This is a genomic window from Microcella sp., assembly GCF_033763155.1.
Lineage (GTDB): Bacteria > Actinomycetota > Actinomycetes > Actinomycetales > Microbacteriaceae > Microcella.
The window spans coordinates 14,379-30,789 of record NZ_JANRKZ010000233.1 but is presented as its reverse complement, the minus strand read 5'-3'; the positions used below and the strand labels follow the sequence as shown (position 1 = coordinate 30,789).

At 64.8% G+C, this 16,411-nt stretch carries 15 protein-coding genes; 13 read left to right on the top strand and 2 right to left on the bottom strand.

Translation table 11 applies throughout. The annotated features are described in order from the left end of the window. Positions 1–15: 15 nt before the first annotated feature. Positions 16–1,395, bottom strand: coding sequence for a LysM peptidoglycan-binding domain-containing protein (locus SFU54_RS09990; protein ID WP_319016124.1), 1,380 nt, complete (start codon positions 1,393–1,395; stop codon positions 16–18). 175 nt (positions 1,396–1,570) lie between these two features. Between SFU54_RS09990 and SFU54_RS09985 the strand changes: the two genes are divergently transcribed. Continuing rightward, the gene (locus SFU54_RS09985; RefSeq protein WP_413466600.1) at positions 1,571–1,909 is read left to right on the top strand and encodes an Rv2175c family DNA-binding protein; all 339 of its coding nucleotides are present in this window, start codon (positions 1,571–1,573) and stop codon (positions 1,907–1,909) included. A 45-nt stretch (positions 1,910–1,954) separates the two neighbouring features. Here SFU54_RS09985 and SFU54_RS09980 read toward each other — a convergent pair whose 3' ends face one another. Then, on the bottom strand, positions 1,955–3,076 hold the full coding sequence (locus tag SFU54_RS09980) for a polyprenyl synthetase family protein (protein WP_319016122.1): 1,122 nt from the start codon (positions 3,074–3,076) through the stop codon (positions 1,955–1,957). Between the two features lie 80 nt (positions 3,077–3,156). On the opposite strand from SFU54_RS09980, the gene SFU54_RS09975 reads away from it, so the two are divergent. From SFU54_RS09975 to murC, 12 genes are all read left to right on the top strand, one after another. After that, entirely contained in the window at positions 3,157–3,537 is a 381-nt protein-coding gene (locus SFU54_RS09975) for a DUF3040 domain-containing protein (protein ID WP_319016121.1), read from the top strand. Positions 3,538–3,857: 320 nt separating this feature from the next. Further along, positions 3,858–4,289, top strand: a complete 432-nt coding sequence (gene mraZ, locus SFU54_RS09970; RefSeq protein ID WP_319016120.1) for a division/cell wall cluster transcriptional repressor MraZ — start codon at positions 3,858–3,860, stop codon at positions 4,287–4,289. Between the two features lie 104 nt (positions 4,290–4,393). Next, the gene (gene rsmH, locus SFU54_RS09965; RefSeq protein ID WP_319016119.1) at positions 4,394–5,347 is read left to right on the top strand and encodes a 16S rRNA (cytosine(1402)-N(4))-methyltransferase RsmH; all 954 of its coding nucleotides are present in this window, start codon (positions 4,394–4,396) and stop codon (positions 5,345–5,347) included. After that, complete coding sequence (locus tag SFU54_RS09960) at positions 5,344–5,943, top strand: hypothetical protein (RefSeq protein WP_319016118.1); 600 nt, start codon at positions 5,344–5,346, stop codon at positions 5,941–5,943. Before rsmH ends, SFU54_RS09960 begins: the two co-directional genes overlap by 4 nt. Positions 5,944–5,965: 22 nt before the next feature. Then, a complete protein-coding gene (locus tag SFU54_RS09955; protein ID WP_319016117.1) occupies positions 5,966–7,735 on the top strand; it encodes a penicillin-binding protein 2 in 1,770 nt (589 codons plus the stop codon). A 48-nt stretch (positions 7,736–7,783) separates the two neighbouring features. Then, positions 7,784–9,301 (top strand): UDP-N-acetylmuramoyl-L-alanyl-D-glutamate--2,6-diaminopimelate ligase, encoded by a 1,518-nt coding sequence (locus SFU54_RS09950; protein WP_319016116.1) that lies wholly within the window; start codon positions 7,784–7,786, stop codon positions 9,299–9,301. Next, entirely contained in the window at positions 9,261–9,962 is a 702-nt protein-coding gene (locus tag SFU54_RS09945) for a glutamate ligase domain-containing protein (RefSeq protein ID WP_319016115.1), read from the top strand. The genes SFU54_RS09950 and SFU54_RS09945 overlap by 41 nt, the downstream gene beginning before the upstream one ends. Next, positions 9,959–11,056, top strand: coding sequence for a phospho-N-acetylmuramoyl-pentapeptide-transferase (mraY, locus tag SFU54_RS09940; protein ID WP_319016114.1), 1,098 nt, complete (start codon positions 9,959–9,961; stop codon positions 11,054–11,056). The genes SFU54_RS09945 and mraY overlap by 4 nt, the downstream gene beginning before the upstream one ends. 2 nt (positions 11,057–11,058) lie before the next feature. Then, positions 11,059–12,582 carry a UDP-N-acetylmuramoyl-L-alanine--D-glutamate ligase gene (murD, locus tag SFU54_RS09935; RefSeq protein ID WP_319016113.1) on the top strand — a complete coding sequence of 508 codons (1,524 nt, stop codon included), beginning with the start codon at positions 11,059–11,061 and terminating at the stop codon, positions 12,580–12,582. Continuing rightward, the gene (gene ftsW / locus SFU54_RS09930) at positions 12,542–13,789 is read left to right on the top strand and encodes a putative lipid II flippase FtsW (protein ID WP_319016112.1); all 1,248 of its coding nucleotides are present in this window, start codon (positions 12,542–12,544) and stop codon (positions 13,787–13,789) included. Before murD ends, ftsW begins: the two co-directional genes overlap by 41 nt. Further along, the gene (locus tag SFU54_RS09925; protein ID WP_319016111.1) at positions 13,786–14,883 is read left to right on the top strand and encodes a UDP-N-acetylglucosamine--N-acetylmuramyl-(pentapeptide) pyrophosphoryl-undecaprenol N-acetylglucosamine transferase; all 1,098 of its coding nucleotides are present in this window, start codon (positions 13,786–13,788) and stop codon (positions 14,881–14,883) included. Before ftsW ends, SFU54_RS09925 begins: the two co-directional genes overlap by 4 nt. A gap of 11 nt (positions 14,884–14,894) precedes the next feature. Further along, positions 14,895–16,316 (top strand): UDP-N-acetylmuramate--L-alanine ligase, encoded by a 1,422-nt coding sequence (gene murC, locus SFU54_RS09920; protein ID WP_319016110.1) that lies wholly within the window; start codon positions 14,895–14,897, stop codon positions 16,314–16,316. Positions 16,317–16,411: the final 95 nt, after the last annotated feature.

The following is a 16,411-nucleotide window of genomic DNA, read 5'->3' as shown; positions in this document are numbered from 1 at the left end:
TGGTGTTGACACCGTTTAGGTCAGGTCGAAGTACCACGCCCACGCGCTCGCCTCCCACTTGGCATACGCGTCGGGATATGCCGAGATCTGCACCGCTTGAGCCGCACGGGTCAGCGTCATGTTCTGCCAGCCCGGAATGTCGAGCAAGCCGCGCGTATAGCCCGATCGCCCGACGTAGAAGAGCTCAGCAGCATGGCTCGGTATCTGCAGGTTCGCCGCGGTGCCCCAGCCTGACGACGGCCTTTGCTGAAAGAGGCCGACGGAGTCACGATCGCCCCACGAGAGGTTGCGGAGCGACGACTCTTGCATCGCGGTAGCCAGAGCGATGACGATTCCGTATTCCGGAACGCCGAGATCCTGGCCCACCGCGACGATGATGCTCGCATTCGCGCGCATTTCGGCCGTCAACGGAGTCACCGTCCCGCCGCTCGGCGGGCGTGTCGGAGAGCTTGTGCTCGTGCCCCCCGACGAGTGACGAGGACTGTGTGTCGACGAGGGGAGAACCGGCCGCTCCATGATGGGTAGGGCGCTGACGGCGACCGCGAGCGACGGAGTGTTCTGGGTGTCGGTCTCGGTGACGGTGGTCTGCGTCGCACCGCGGGGGAGCACGGGGACGTCGGCATTGCGGCCCACGACGGGTGGCGGAGCGGGCTGAAGCTCTGCGACGCGGCCGGGAATAACGATCGTTTGTCCCGGATAAATGATGCTCGCGTGCGAGAGGCCGTTCTCGTCGAGCAGAGCTTGGGCGCTCACGCCAAAAGCGGCGGCGAGGCCCGAGATCGTGTCGCCCTTTTCGATGACGTATCTGCCGGCCGTCGACGTGGGCATTGGCGTTCCCGTCTTTTTGACGGGCTCGTTCGTGAGGGCGAGCACCTGCCCCGCGAAGATCGTCGACTTCCACGACAGGCCGTTGAGGGCAAGCACAGACGCAGTCGAGAGCCCGAAACGTTGTGCGATGCTGCTCACGGTGTCGCCAGCGGCAACGGTGTAGACGGCCGGTGCGGCGTGGGTCGAGACTGCCTGCGTTGCGAGTCCGCCCGGCAGAAGTGCCGTGCCGAGTTGAGAAAGAGCCGTACGAAGCCCCAGCGGTGGGGGCGCTTGCTCAGGCTTCGGGGGAACCGGCTTGCGCGCATACGCGGGGTCGACGGGCCCCGTCAGCCCGAGCCCGAGGGCAATCGCGCCAGTCAAGACCACGGGAACCGCTGTGAAGGCCGACGATCGGGCGCGACGCGCGATGTCGCTCTGAACCTCTGCTGCCGATCGACGGCCGTGAGTGACGGGAGAGTGGGAGCTGTTTGCACTTAGGCCGGCAAAAACGGCGCGCGCTCGCTCGTCGCCCGTCGACCGGTGAATCGCGCTCGGCGCCGTGTCGACGACGTGCTCCGTTTCGCTCATCAACTGCGGCCCTTCGTCGTGCCTGGTTTCGCGTCTCGCTGGGGGAGAACGATGCCGCTTCCCTGATACAGGCTATAACGCACGTCAACCAATGGGGTAGATGTTGCACCAGTTTACATGTTCGTAACATTTGTCCGAGGACCACACGCCGCCTAAGTCATGGCACCCTTGAGGCGTGCCTGCAGAATCCACTCGATGGTTGACCGTTCCTGATCTCGTCGACGTTCTCGACCTCAGCCCGGGCAAAGTGCACCGTCTCATCGAAGACCGGCATCTCCTGGCAGTGCGTCGAGACAAAGTGCTCGTTGTTCCCGAAGAGTTCGTGCACGACGGTGAGCCGCTCAAAGACCTTCGCGGCACGCTCATGCTGCTTGCCGACGACGGGTTCACCGACGATGAAGCGATGCAGTGGATGCTCGAGGTCAACGACATGCTCGGCGTCTCGCCGATCGCCGCGTTGCGCGCGGGCCGCAAGGCCGAAGTTCGACGCGTCGCGCAGGCTCTCGCGTTCTAGGGCGCAGCAACTACTGCCGGAGATTCACGACAGGGACGATGCTCGCTAGTGAGCGCGCCGAGTCACGAGGTCGCTGAGCCCGATGAGCTCGGCACGCGCCGAGCGGCTGAGGGGAGCATCCTCGAGGGCGGCGAGGGCCTCGGTGACAGATCGCTCGATGATCCGCTCGGTCTTGTCGACCGCGCCGCTCTCGCGAATCGTTGCTTGCAGTGTGGCGATCTGGTGGTCGGTGAGGTGCGGGTCACCGAGCAATTCGTCGATCAACCGCACGGCGCCAGCGGGCAGAGCCGCTCGTGCAAGGGCGATGATGACGGTGCGCTTACCCTCACGCAGATCGTCGCCCGCCGGCTTTCCGGTGATGGCGGGATCGCCGAAGACACCCAAGAGGTCATCGCGCAACTGGAACGCGACGCCCAAGGGAAGGCCGAATGACCGAAGCGCGGAGACCTGGTCGAGGCTGCCGCCGGCCATGAGGGCCCCCAGTGCGAGCGGGGCCTCGATCGAATACTTCGCCGACTTAAACGTCACAACCCGATGCGCACGCGCCAAGAGGTCGGCTTCGTCGGCGTCGCGCCACGCGACTTCTTCGAGAATGTCGAGATACTGCCCGACCGTTACCTCGGTGCGCATCGTCTGGAATTCGGCGCGGGCGGCGCGAGCGCTGGGGCGGTCGGCAAGTCGAGCCAGACCTGAGTCGAGCAGTTCGTCGCTCCAACCGAGGAGAAGATCTCCCAGCAAGAGTGCCGCAGAGGTGCCGTACGTGGAGGCGCTGCCGACCCATTCGCGGCGAGCGTGGTCCGCTTCGAAACGGCGGTGGGCTGCAGGCATGCCGCGGCGCGTGTCGGAGTTGTCCATGATGTCGTCATGAACCAAGGCCGCCGCGTGAAAGATCTCGAGAGCGGCAGCGGCTTCAATCACACTGCTGAGATCGGGATGGTCATCGAGTTCGGCAAGAAGGTCATCAGGGCGCAGCGTGCCGGCGACCGCATGCCATCCCCAATAGCAGAACAACGCGCGAAACCGTTTGCCCCCACTCAAGAGATCGCGGCTGGCGTCGGTGAACACCGACAGCTCGTCTGCGATGTGAGTCACCTGCGCGGCACGCTCGTCGAGAAACTGTTCGAGTCGAGCGTTGACTAGGTCGACTAACCGCAATCTCTCAGGCACTCGCCTAGCCTATCCAGGAGTGCGAGCCTAGAATGAGGGCGCAGGCCTGTTCGGCTCTGCGCGTCGTCGAAGGGTTCATCATGCCGCTGTCTGAGCACGAGCAGCGCCTCCTGGAAGAGATGGAGCGCAACCTCTACCAGAACGATGCCGACTTCGTCGCGACCGTGTCGGGCCGTCGCGGCAAACCCAACTATCGCCTGGTCGTCATTGGCGCGCTTCTCGCCGTCGCGGGCGTAGCAGCTCTCATCGCCGGTGTTATCGTGCGCCAGCCCATCGTTGGGGTCGTTGGTTTCGCGCTCATGCTCGCGGGCGTTCTCATGGTGATTACTCCGGGTCGTTCCGCCGATTCGACGGCCTCCACCGCGAGCTCGACGAGCCGAGCGGCACGAGCGCCGCGATCGTCATGGATGTCGACGATGAGCGAGCGGTGGGAACGCCGCCAAGATGAGCGCGGCGAGTAGCTGACTCCCTTTTCCTCCACGTAGCAGGGCCGACCGAAAGGTCGGCCCTTTTTTCGTGTCCGTGAGCGGATTCGTGGGGATGAACGGCGTCCATGGGCGGCCCCCTTTGAAGCCCTGCGTGGCCTCTTTGGCCGCCGGCCCTCCACCGGTACTCCACCGCCGTAGTGCTGCGAGAAAGCACGTTTTCTGCGGATTCCGCGTTCTTGATGGAGGGCGTATGGCGCTAGAGTGCTGTCGATCCTTTACTTTGTGGAGGAAAGTGGAGTAAAGTGGAGGTCATCACCTGATCTCGGGCCGGAGATGAGAGGGGGGCCAGGCGAATGCTTCTCGGCACGCACACCCCCAAGCTCGACGACAAAGGGCGCATCATCCTTCCGGCGAAGTTCCGCAGTGAGCTCGCTGGGGGAGTGGTCTTGACCCGCGGGCAAGAGCACTGCATCTACGTCTTCAGCGCCGCGATGTTTCAGGAACAGCTCGACAAGTTGCGCACGGCTCCTCTCACGAGCAAGCAGGGCCGTGAGTTCCAGCGCCTCTTTCTCTCGGGCGCAAGCGAACAAGAACCCGACTCGCAACACCGACTGACTATTCCGACGGTGCTGCGCGAGTACGCCGGCCTCGACCGCGAACTCACCGTGATTGGCGCGGGCGATCGCGCCGAAATTTGGTCGACCGAAGCATGGAACAGCTACTACGCCGAACGCGAAGAAGCCTTCGCCAACACCGAAGAGGAGGTGATTCCCGGACTCTTTTGATCGCGTGACCCTGACTCCCAGCCGTGAGTCGCCCTGGCGCACCTTCCCCGGTGCCAGGTCGCACGGATGGGGATCAGGGCCCCGCGGCCCACCGGACCACGATGATGACCGACAGCCCCCGCCACACCCCCGTCATGCTCGAGCGCTCGCTCGCGTTGCTCGAACCTGCGCTCGCGGTCGAGGGAGCGGTGATGGTTGATGCGACTCTGGGGCTCGGGGGGCACACGGAGGCGGCGCTCGAGCGGCACCCCGGTCTCACCGTCGTCGGGCTCGACCGCGACACCGACGCGCTTGCCGCATCGGCAGAGCGACTCTCTCGTTTTGGCGACCGCGCCCGGCTCGTGCACACGGTGTACAGCGGCGTGCGTCACGCGCTCGACAGTGTCGGCATCGACCGCGTGACCGCGGTGTTGTTCGACCTGGGCGTCTCGTCGATGCAACTCGACGAGGCCGAGCGTGGCTTCGCCTATGCGCAGGATGCTCCGCTCGACATGCGCATGGACCGCACCACGGGCATCACGGCGGCAACGATCCTTGCCGAGTACCCCGAAGACGAATTGCGTCGCATCTTCTACGCCTATGGCGAGGAGAAGCTCGCGCCGCGCTATGCCCGCAGCATCGTCAAGGCGCGCGCTGAGCATCCCCTCGAACGCTCGTCGCAGCTGGTTCAACTCATTGTCGACGCCACGCCGCGCGCCGTGCAGCGAGCGGGTCACCCCGCTAAGCGTGTTTTCCAGGCCCTGCGAATTGAGGTCAACGCCGAACTTGCCGCCCTCGAAGCGGCGTTGCCTGCCGCCCTCGACGCGCTCGCGGTCGGCGGGCGCATTGTCGTGCTGGCGTATCAGTCGCTCGAAGACCGCATCGTCAAGCGGGAGTTTGCTCGACGCTCGCAGTCCACCGCGCCGGCCGGGCTTCCCGTTGAGTTGCCGCAGCACCGCCCCGAATTCTCGTTGCTCGTGCGGGGTGCCGAACTGGCGGATGACATTGAGCGAGCGGCGAACCCGCGCGCAATCCCCGTGCGACTGCGCGCCGCTGAACGACTGCGAGACGTGGCATGAGCGCCGTTGCATTGTCTGCCGCGCCGAACGCGCACCGCGCACCCCAGCGCCCCGCACTCGAGGTGGTTGCGACTCGCCGCCAACGGCGTGCTCGTCCCCGTGCCGCCTACGCCGTGGCGACGGTCGCGGGTGTCTTCGCGATCTTGTTGACACAGTTGTTGCTGAGCATCGTGCTGTCTGACGGCGCCTATCGCATCACCGAACTCGAGGCTCAACGCATTGAGCTCGATCGCACGGCGCAAATGTTGACCGAAGATCTGAACGTCTTCGACTCCGCGCAGAACGTCGCCGCGAATGCCGAATCTCTCGGAATGGTCGTGAGCACGGTCAGTCCGGCGTTTTTGCTGCTCTCTGATGGCTCCGTTCAGGGCTCGCCAGCACCGGCTGGGGCCGGCGCGGGCGTGCTCGACGGCAGGGGCGATCTCGTCGGCAATGTGCTGCTGACCGACGTGCCCCTGGTGACCCCGGCGGCGACGGGGGGAGCGGTTGCCACGACTTTGGGCGTGCCTGCCGCGGTCGCGCCGTCGGGGTCGCTACCGTCGGGCTCGAGCGTGGTGCCCTCGACGGGGGCTCTGCCCTCGCCCGTGACGCGCTGATCAACCGAGACGAGGCCTCCGCATGGTGACCGCTGATCGCCGTACCCGGCGCCGTCTCGCGGCGTGGATGCTGGTGCTCGCGATCATCTTGTCGTCGTTCGTTGTCCGTCTCGTCGACATTCAAGTGGTGCGTGCTGAACAACTGGCGCAAGAGTCCGAAGCTCGCCGATCGATTCCCATCACGATCTATGGAGCGCGTGGCGACATCGTCGACTCTCGGGGCGTTGTGCTTGCTGACTCGGTGTTTCGCTATGACATCACGGTCTCGCCGCGATTCGTCGCGAAAGCTCTCGAGGGTGAGGCGGTCGGCGAGGCGACGACGACGGTTGCCGATCACCTCGCCGCCATTGCGGCGATCGTCGAGGGCGACTCGGCAGCCATGCTCGCCGACATCACCGCGCAGCTCGCGGCCGATCCCGATGACGACCACGCGTATCTCGCGCGCGGGGTGACGCCCGAACAGTTCGAGCAGGTTCGTGATCTCGAGATTCCGTGGGTCTATTGGGAGCGCATCCCGGCGCGCACCTACCCGAACGGTCAGATCGCCGGCAATCTCGTGGGCTTCTTGGGCACGGATGGCCCACAGACGGGTTTGGAGTATCGGCTCAACGAGTGCCTCGAGGCGACGAATGGCGAGGCGACCTACGAGCGCGGTGCCGATGGCGTGCGGCTACCCGGCACGACCGTCGTCGCGCGTGATGCCATCGATGGCGGCACCCTGCGTCTGACCATCGATTCGGATGTGCAGTGGTTCGCCCAGCAGGCGATTGCTGAGCAAGCGACGGCTATCGGCGCCGAGTGGGCAACCGCGGTTGTCGTTCGTGTTGATAACGGTCACATCATTGCTGCCGCAGACTGGCCAACGGTCGACCCGAACAATGTCGACGGAACCGCGGTCGAAAACCTGGGGTCGCGCGTGTTTACCTGGCCCTATGAGCCGGGGTCGACGATTAAGTCGGCAACGTTTGCAGCGCTCTTTGACTCCGGCGCGGCAACGGTTGCCGATCAGATCATTGCCCCGAGACGTTACGACACCATTGCGGGTTTCCAAATCGGAGACGCGTGGGACCACGGCGACCTTCGCTATACCGCCGCAGGCGTGCTCATGAATTCGTCGAACACCGGAACGGCCGTCTTGAGCGAACGGTTGTCGCTCGCCCAGCGCCACGACTACCTGACCGCCTTCGGGTTCGGCACCGAGACGGCGGTCGACTTCTTAGGTGAAGAGCCGGGCTTTGTCGGCGAGGCCGACGCCGTTGACGGACACACGGCCGTGACCCAAATGTTTGGCCAGGGCATGACCGCCACGAGCGCTCAAATTGCCAGCCTCTACCAAACACTCGCGAACGATGGTGTGCGGGCGCCTCTCACGCTCGTGACCGGCTGTGAACACAGCGACGGAACAGTGACCGACGTTCCCTCCACCGAGGGTGTGCGGGTGGTGAGTGAGTCAGCAGCACGCGATGTCGTGAACACGCTGGAGAACGTCGTGACACAAGGTTTTCTGTCACGCCAGCTCAGCATCCCGGGATACCGCGTTGCCGCCAAGACGGGAACCGCCGAAGTGTCCGAGAACGGCGAGTACGGCAACGAACGCATTGTCTCGGTCGCGGGAATGGCACCCGCCGATGACCCGCAGTTTGTCGTGGTGGTGACCTACGGCAAGCCCGATACGATGAAGACGTCGGCTGCCGCCGCGCCCACCTTCCGGTCGATCATGACCCAGGTGCTGAAGACCTTCCGGGTTGCCCCGTCGACGGTCTCGGCCCCAAGCATCCCGCTGACCTGGTGAGGGGTCGGCCCAGAAAGAGCTGAGGTTGCGTTGTCCCGCATTCCCCCCGTGCTGCGACCTGAACACCCCGAGCCGCGTCCGCTTTCGGGGCTCGTCGCCGAATTCTCACTCGAGGTCCGCGGAGAAATTGAGGGCATCGAGCTCACGGGCATCACCCTCTCGACGGGTGACCTTCGCGCGGGGGACGTGTTTGTCGGCATCAAGGGGGTCAACCGTCACGGGGCCGAGTTCGCCGCCGAGGCCGTCGCTGGGGGAGCGGTCGCGATTCTGACGGATGCTGCGGGCGCGACGCTCGCTGAGAATGCCGGCGTGCCCGTGCTGATCGTCGAGAACCCGCGCGGAGCGCTCGGTGAACTTGCCGCGTGGGTCTATCGCACCCGCGACGAACCGGTGCTCATGGTCGGGGTCACCGGCACCAACGGCAAGACCTCAACGGCCTACCTGCTCGAGGGCATCTTGAAACAGCTGGGCCATGTGACGGGCCTCAGCTCGACGGCGGAACGCCACATTGGCGATCTCACGGTGGTCAGTCGTCTGACCACGCCCGAGGCAACCGAGATGCACGCGCTCTTGGCGCGCATGCGCGAAGCGGGCGTCACGGCGATTGCCGTCGAGGTGAGCGCCCAGGCACTCAGTCGACACCGCGTCGATGGCATGCTGTTCGATGTCGTTGGGTTCACCAACCTCACCCACGACCACCTCGACGACTACGCCGACATGGCCGAGTACTTCGCTGCCAAGTTGCCATTGTTCTTTCCCGATCGAGGTCGGCGCGGGGTGGTTTCGCTCGACTCGGCCTACGGTATGCAGGTGGTCGACGCCGCCCGCATCCCGGTCGTCACGATTACCTCTCGTGATGATGTCGCGGCCGACTGGCGCGTGACACTCACCGACGAGCATCCCGCGTACACGGGCTTTCGTCTCACGGGCCCGAACGGGCAATCGATGGAAACACGGGTTCCTCTGATTGGCGGTCACATGGCCGCCAACGCTGGCCTGGCAATTGTCATGCTTGTCGAATCGGGAATCGCCCTCGACGACATCGCCGCCGCCCTGGGTGACGAGGGAATCACGGCCTATTTGCCCGGCCGCACCGAGCGGGTGTCGGGGGATCGCGGGCCGAGTGTTTATGTTGACTTCGGTCACAGTGCTGATGCCTTTGACCACACTCTCGCGGCGGTGCGTCGCTTTACGACCGGCCGCACCATCATGGTGTTCGGAGCGGATGGTGACCGCGATGCGACGAAGCGTCACGAGATGGCGCGGGTCGCGGCCGAGGGCTGCGACGTTCTCGTGATTACTGACCACCACCCGCGGTTCGAAGACCCCGCGTCGATTCGCGCGACCCTTCTCGAGGGTGCCGCACTCGCAGCCAACAAGCCGGAGATTCACGAGGTGAGTCCGCCGGAAGAGGCCATTCGCGTCGCGGTTGGGCTTGCCCGCGAGGGTGATTCGATCTTGTGGGCGGGCCCGGGCCACCAGGACTACCGCGACATTCGAGGTGTGCGCACCGAGTATTCGGCACGTGACTTGGCGCGTGCCGCGCTGCGTGAAGCCGGGTGGTGACCGGGTGACCGGTTTCGATCTCGTCGTGGATGATGTCGTGCACCGACGGGATGGATCGCTCGTTGTGGTGCGCGTCGGTGAAGAGACGATTGACATCGGCCTTCGTGCTGTCGGCATGGCGGCCGTCGATGCCGCGCTCGCGCACTTGGCCCTGCTTCTTGACGAGGGAGCAACTCTCCCCATCGCGGCCGAGGCAGTCGCCCTCGCCAGTGCCGACATCGCGGGCAGAACGGCCCGACGGTATCTCTCCAACCGCGCCCTGCTGCTCGACGACACGGCGGCGCGCACCGCTCTCGACGTTCGCGCGTCGTTGCGCGTTCTCGCCGACCTCACGCGAGAGGGTGGTCGGTCAATCGCTGTTCTCGGAGAGCTCGACAGTGAGCCGCACGAGTGGTTCGACGATCACGATGCTCTCGGCCGCATCATCGTGCGGCTCGACGTCGCCCAGCTGGTCGTTGTGGGCCACGGTGCCCGGCACATCCACAACGCGGCCGGGCTCGAGGGCTCGTGGGACGGAGAGTCGATTCTCGTCGATACGCTCGAGCAGGCATACGATGTCGTGCGTGCGCAGGTCGATGAGGGCGATGTGGTGCTCGTGAGCGCAGCATCCCGAACCCCCCTTGCTCCGCTCGTTGAGCGTCTTTTGGAGGCAGACCGATGATCGCGCTCATGTTCGCCGGGGCCTTCTCGCTGGCGTTCACGCTGCTGCTCACGCCGCTGTTCATTCGGTTGTTTAACCGGCTGCAGTGGGGCCAATTCATTCGTGACGATGGCCCACAGTCGCACCACACCAAGCGCGGTACGCCCACCATGGGCGGCATCGTCTTCATTCTGGGCGCGGTTCTCGGCTACTTCTTCGGACACATCGTGAGTGGCGAACCCGTGACGATGAGCGCGTTGCTCGTGCTGGGTCTCATGGTCGGCCTGGGCCTCATCGGATTCATCGACGACTTCACAAAGACCCGCAAACAGCGCAGTCTCGGACTCGGCGGGTGGGCGAAGATCGCCGGCCAAGCTGTCGTCGCGACCGTGTTCGCGGTTCTCGCACTCTCGTTTCCCGATGAGGATGGGCTCACTCCCGCGTCGACGACGATCTCGGGCGTTCGAGACATCCACTGGCTTGACTTTGCCGTCTTCGGCTCGATCGGCGCCGTGATTGCGTTTGCGATCTGGGTCAACGTCATCGTCGTCAGTACGTCAAATGCCGTTAACGTCGCCGACGGACTCGACGGGTTGGCCACCGGTGCGTCAATCTTGTCGATCGCCGCCTACATCTTCATCGCGTTCTGGCAGTTCAATCAGAGTTGCTTCAACGACCTTCTCGACCCCGACAATGTCTATCGCTGCTACGAAGTACGCGACTCTCTCGACCTCGCCATTGTGGCCGCCGCAATCGCGGCGAGCCTCATCGGGTTCTTGTGGTGGAACACCTCGCCCGCTCACATCTTCATGGGCGACACCGGTTCACTCGCGATCGGCGGAGCGCTCGCGGCGCTCGCCATTCTGACGCGCACCGAGCTGCTACTCGTTCTCATCGGAGGTCTGTTCCTCATCGTGACGGGCTCGGTCATTGTGCAGCGCGTGTACTTCAAGCTCACGAAGGGCAAGCGCATCTTCTTGATGAGCCCGCTGCACCACCACTTCGAATTGAAGGGTTGGGCAGAAGTGACGGTTGTCGTGCGCTTCTGGCTCATCGGTGGCCTCTTCGTTGCCGTCGGCGTTGGCTTGTTCTATCTCGAGTGGGTCAGTCAGTAGCCGTGGCGCGACCCGAATCTCTGCAGAGCTGGCACGACGATTGGTCGGGCCTGCGCGTTCTCGTTCTTGGCCTCGGGGTCACAGGGTTCGCCGTTGCCGACACATTGGCCGAGCTCGGCTGCCGTGTGTTGGTGGTGGCTGATCGCGCCGATGACGACCGCGCGCGCATCCTGCCCGTGATCGGCGTTGAGCTCGCCGTGGTTGGCCGCGGCGATGACCTGCCACAGACCGCGATCGACCTCGACCCTGAGCTCGTCATCGTGTCACCGGGCTTTCGCCCCGACCACCCCCACGTTCGGTGGGCTCTCGATCGATCGATTCCTGTCTGGGGAGACATCGAATTGGCGTGGCGCGTGCGCGACAAAGTGTCGCCGCCGGCGGAGTGGGTGCTCATCACGGGCACGAACGGCAAGACCACCACGACTCAATTGACGGCCACCATGCTGCAGCAAGACGGCCGCCGCGCCGCGCCGTGCGGCAACATCGGCATTCCTGTGCTTGATGCCGTGCGGGATCCTGCGGGATTCGATGTTCTCGTTGTCGAACTCTCGAGCTTTCAATTGCACTGGATGCCCACCGACGGCCCGGGAGCGGTCGTGCCACTCGCGAGCGTGTGCCTCAACATCGCTGAAGACCACTACGACTGGCACGGAAACGCTGAGGCGTATGCCGCGGCGAAAGCGAAGGTCTATGCGAACACGCGCGTCGCGTGTGTCTACAACCTCGCCGATGCGGCGACCATGCACATGGTTGAAGACGCTGAGGTGAGCGAGGGGTGTCGCGCCATTGGGTTCGGCGCGTCGGTGCCGGGCTTGAGTGACATCGGTGTGGTTGACAACGTCGTCGTCGACCGCGCGTTTTTGGATGAACGCCGCACGAGCGCCCTTGAGTTGGCTGAGCTGGCCGATGTCGCATCCGCCGGGCTCGCCACGCCTCACGGACTTGCCAACACGCTCGCCTCCGCTGCGCTCGCGCGCGCGGTAGGGGTTGCTCCGCTGTCCGTCCGCGACGCGTTGCGCCGATTCACTGTCGATGCGCACCGCACCGAACTCATCGCTCTCGTCGACGAGATCGCCTGGGTCGACGACTCCAAAGCCACCAACCCTCACGCCGCTGCGTCGGCCCTGAGCGCGTATCGCTCGGTCGTCTGGATCGTCGGCGGGTTGCTGAAGGGCGTTGACATCTCACCCCTCATCGAGACGCATCGCGATCGACTCCGCGCGGCGATCATCATCGGGGTCGACCGGGATGCGGTGCGCACGGCGTTCGCACGACACGCGCCCGCGCTGCCATTGTTCGAAGTCGACGAGCGCGAGACTGAAGGGGTCATGCCTGCTGCCGTGAGGTTGGCGGCCGGGGTCGCGATCGATGGTGACACCGTGTTGCTTGCCCCGGCAGCAGCATCGATGGACCAATTTGTTGACTATGCCGACCGCGGTAACCGGTTCGCCGCCGCGGTGCGGCACCACCTAGAGGGGGAGGGCCATGACGACGGTCCGTCCTCCACGGGGTCGCCCGGCGCCTGAGCCGCCTGCACGTCGGCAGCCACCGGGCGCCATCGTCGCGGTCCGCCGATTGTTCGGTGTCGAGCATCCCGATGCGTTGCTCGTCGTCGGCACGGTCATTTTTCTCGTGCTCTTTGGTCTCGTCATGGTGTTGTCATCGTCGGCCGTGACATCTGCGCAGAACAACGAGGGCGACTTCTTCGCGATTTTCTTGCGCCAGGGGCTGTTTGCGTTGATCGGCATTCCCCTCATGCTGACGATTGCGCGCTTGCCCGCGATTTTCTGGCGACGGTGGGCACGGCACGCGGTCATGCTGGGCCTTGCCCTGCAATTGCTCGTCTTCACGGGCTTGGGCTACGACTATGGCGGAAACCAAAACTGGATCTCCATCGCCGGATTCACCGCGCAACCGTCGGAGTTTCTCAAGCTCGCTCTCGTGATCTGGCTGGCGACGGTATTGGCCGATCGCGCAAACGCCTTTACGGACTGGCGCAGTGTGGTGATTCCCGCGGTTCCTGTGTCGGTGGTGGCGGTGGCTCTCGTGCTTCTAGGTCAAGACCTCGGTACCGCATCCATCATGATCGCAATCGTGCTCGCGGCCCTGTTTTTTGCGGGCGCGCCCCTGCGACACCTGGCCGCGATGGTGGGTGTCATTGCCCTGGGTGCCGTGTTGTTTGCCTTGACCTCGAGTTCACGGTCAAGCCGCATCGACGTGTGGCTCAATGGCTGTGCGCCCGAAGACTACGAATTCACGTGCTGGCAGTCGGTGCACGCTCTGTGGGCATTGGGGTCAGGCGGAATTTTCGGAGTCGGGCTGGGCAATTCGGCGACGAAGTGGCGGTGGCTGCCGCACGCGGAGAGTGACTTCATCTTCGCGATCATTGGTGAAGAGCTCGGACTGATCGGGGCCTTGGTCGTGTTGGTGCTGTTCGGCGTCTTGGCGATCGCCCTCGTGCGCCTTGTTCGTCGGCACGAGAACTCGTTCCACCGCATCGCGACCGGCGCCATCATGGTGTGGATCATCGGCCAGGCTCTCGTCAACATCGCCGTCGTCTTGGGCCTCTTGCCCGTTCTTGGCCTGCCGCTGCCGTTCATTTCCGCGGGTGGGTCGGCCTTGGTGTCGTCGCTCTTGGCCATCGGCGTCGTGCTGTCGCTGGCACGCGACCTGCCAATGGCGCATCGACCGGTGCCCCTCACTGCCCCCACGAGAGAACCACGGCGGCCATGACGACAGCTCTACTTGCCGGCGGCGGAACCGCTGGACACGTCAACCCTCTCCTCGGCCTGGCCGATCACTGGCGCGCCGTCGAGCCAACAGCGACCATGCTCGTGTTGGGCACGGCGGAGGGTCTCGAAGCGCGGCTTGTTCCTGATCGTGGCTATGAGCTGCTCACGATTCCCCGCGTTCCCTTTCCGAGACGCGTGAGCCGATCTGCCCTTCAGTTTCCTGGTCGATTTCGGGATGCTGTGAGGCTCACGCGCGCGATCATTCGTGATCGCCAGGTCGATGTGGTCGTCGGATTCGGAGGGTATGCGTCGGCGCCCGCCTATGTTGCCGCCTGGCGCGAGGGAATTCCGTTTGTCGCGCATGAGGCGAACGCGCGGCCCGGCATCGCCAATCGCCTCGCGGTGATGTTGGGCGGCCGCGCGGCGATCACCTTCGCCGGCACGCCGTTGCGTCGTGCTCGACTCACCGGCATGCCTCTTCGGCCGGAAATCACGACGCTTGATCGTTTGGCGCGCCGTGACGAGGCATACCGAACTCTCGGCCTGGAACACGGGCGACCCGTGCTTTTGGTGACAGGGGGTTCGACGGGTGCGCAACGGCTCAACCTGACAATGACGGAATCAGCGGCACGGGTGCTCGGAACAGGCTGGCAGGTGCTACACATCACGGGTACGGGTCGCGGGGGAGAAGATCCTCACTTGCCCGGGTATGTCACCCTTGATTACTGCGACAGCATGCACTTGGCTTTCGCCGCCGCCGACCTCGTCGTGTGTCGTGCCGGTTCGGCGACCGTGAGTGAGCTCGCCGTACTCGGACTGCCGTCTGTGCTCGTGCCCTATGCGGCTGGCAACGGCGAACAACGACTGAACGCGCGTGAGTTGGTGGCGGCGGGCGGAGCCGTGCTCGTCGCTGATGCGGATTTCACTGCTGAGTGGGTTGCGGGCTCTCTCGTCCCCTTGTTATCTCGACGCGCTGAGATCGCCCGAATGGCGGCGGCGGCCGCTACGGTGGGGCGACGCGATGCCGACGCTGCACTGTTGACTCTTGTGCGTGAGGCGCTTGCCGCTTCGTCGGGCTCCCGGTCGCGCGCCTAGGCTGGTCATCGATGATCAAGCCTGACCTCACCCTCGTTCTTCCCGAGTCGCTCGGCCGGCTGCACTTTGTCGGCATCGGCGGGAGCGGAATGAGCGGCATCGCTCGCATGTTTCACGCCAAGGGCTACTCCGTCACGGGTAGTGACCGATCGCACTCCGACACCGTCCAGTCGCTGGTCGACCTCGGCATCCGCGTTGCCATCGGCCACGACGCCGCTCATGTGGGTGATGCCGACACTCTCGTCGTCACAGGGGCACTGTGGCTCGACAACCCGGAGTACCAAGAAGCGCTACGACGCGGCCTTCCGGTGCTCCATCGCTCGCAGGCACTCGCGTGGCTCGTTCGCGGGGAGCGACTCGTCGCTGTCGCGGGGGCCCACGGAAAGTCGACGTCGACCGGGATGCTCGTGACCGCCTTGCGTGCCCTCGACCGTGACCCGTCGTTTGTCAACGGTGCCGTGATTCAGGGCACAGGCACGAGCGCTGCCTGGGGCACCGGTGACCTCTTCGTTGTCGAAGCCGACGAGTCTGATGGTTCGTTCTTGCTCTACGACGTTGCGGTCGCTCTCGTCACGAACATCGACACCGACCACCTTGATCACTATGGCGATGAGAAGGCACTGGAAGAGGCGTTCGCCACGTTCGCGGTGCGGGCGACCGAGTTGGTCGTTCTGTCTGCCGATGACCCCGCCACGCGCCGCCTCGCGGTGAGTCTTCGAGAGTCCGCGGTGGGGGCTCGCATCCTGACGTTCGGCGAGTCGGCTGACGCCGACGTGCGTCTCGTTGAGATCGGTGATTCGGGCCCGGTTGGCTATCGCGTGTCGATCGCCGGTCACGAATACTCGGGCCACTTGGCAATTCCCGGGCGACACAATGCCCTCAACGCGGCGGGCGTGATTGCTGTGCTCGTCGGGCTGGGCTTCACCCCCGATGAGGCAGTGCCGTCGCTCGACGGATTCGCTGGTACACAGAGACGCTTCGAATCACACGGCCTCGCCGATGGCGTGCGCCTGTATGACGACTATGCACACCACCCCACCGAAGTTGCAGCAGCGCTGCAGACGGCGCGTTCCGTCGTGGGCGACGGGCGCGTGATTGCTATCCACCAACCGCACCTGTTTAGTCGCACGCAGGCGATGGCGGCTGAATTTGCTGATGTCTACGAACGCGGCGCCGATCACACGATCGTGCTCGATGTGTACGGTGCGCGAGAAGACCCCATCCCGGGTGTGACGGGAGCTCGTGTCGTTGAACGGTTCGCCAACGCGTCGGTCGTCGACTACCGGCCCGATTGGCAGGCCGCTGCCGACCGGGTCGCGGAGATCGCTCGGGCGGGAGACATCGTGATGACGCTCAGTTGCGGCGACGTGTATCGCATCATCCCGCAGGTGCGCGCGGCACTTGAGCTGCGGTCAGTCGGAGATGCCGGGTAGTGAAACGCCCCGAAGGTCTCGGAGGCGATAAGCCTGCACCTCCGGCGTCGGCTGCCTCACCATCGACGCGAGGGTCGTCTCCTCGTCGTTCTGCC

Bases quoted from the DNA above. Each gene is read 5' to 3' on its own strand.
- SFU54_RS09925 (WP_319016111.1), top strand. From the start codon at position 13,786: ATGACGACAGCTCTACTTGCCGGCGGCGGAACCGCTGGACACGTCAAC.
- SFU54_RS09960 (WP_319016118.1), top strand. From the start codon at position 5,344: ATGAGCGCCGTTGCATTGTCTGCCGCGCCGAACGCGCACCGCGCACCC.
- mraY (WP_319016114.1), top strand. From the start codon at position 9,959: ATGATCGCGCTCATGTTCGCCGGGGCCTTCTCGCTGGCGTTCACGCTG.
- SFU54_RS09990 (WP_319016124.1), bottom strand. From the start codon at position 1,395: ATGAGCGAAACGGAGCACGTCGTCGACACGGCGCCGAGCGCGATTCAC.
- rsmH (WP_319016119.1), top strand. From the start codon at position 4,394: ATGACCGACAGCCCCCGCCACACCCCCGTCATGCTCGAGCGCTCGCTC.
- SFU54_RS09975 (WP_319016121.1), top strand. From the start codon at position 3,157: ATGCCGCTGTCTGAGCACGAGCAGCGCCTCCTGGAAGAGATGGAGCGC.
- SFU54_RS09955 (WP_319016117.1), top strand. From the start codon at position 5,966: ATGGTGACCGCTGATCGCCGTACCCGGCGCCGTCTCGCGGCGTGGATG.
- mraZ (WP_319016120.1), top strand. From the start codon at position 3,858: ATGCTTCTCGGCACGCACACCCCCAAGCTCGACGACAAAGGGCGCATC.
- murC (WP_319016110.1), top strand. From the start codon at position 14,895: ATGATCAAGCCTGACCTCACCCTCGTTCTTCCCGAGTCGCTCGGCCGG.
- ftsW (WP_319016112.1), top strand. From the start codon at position 12,542: ATGACGACGGTCCGTCCTCCACGGGGTCGCCCGGCGCCTGAGCCGCCT.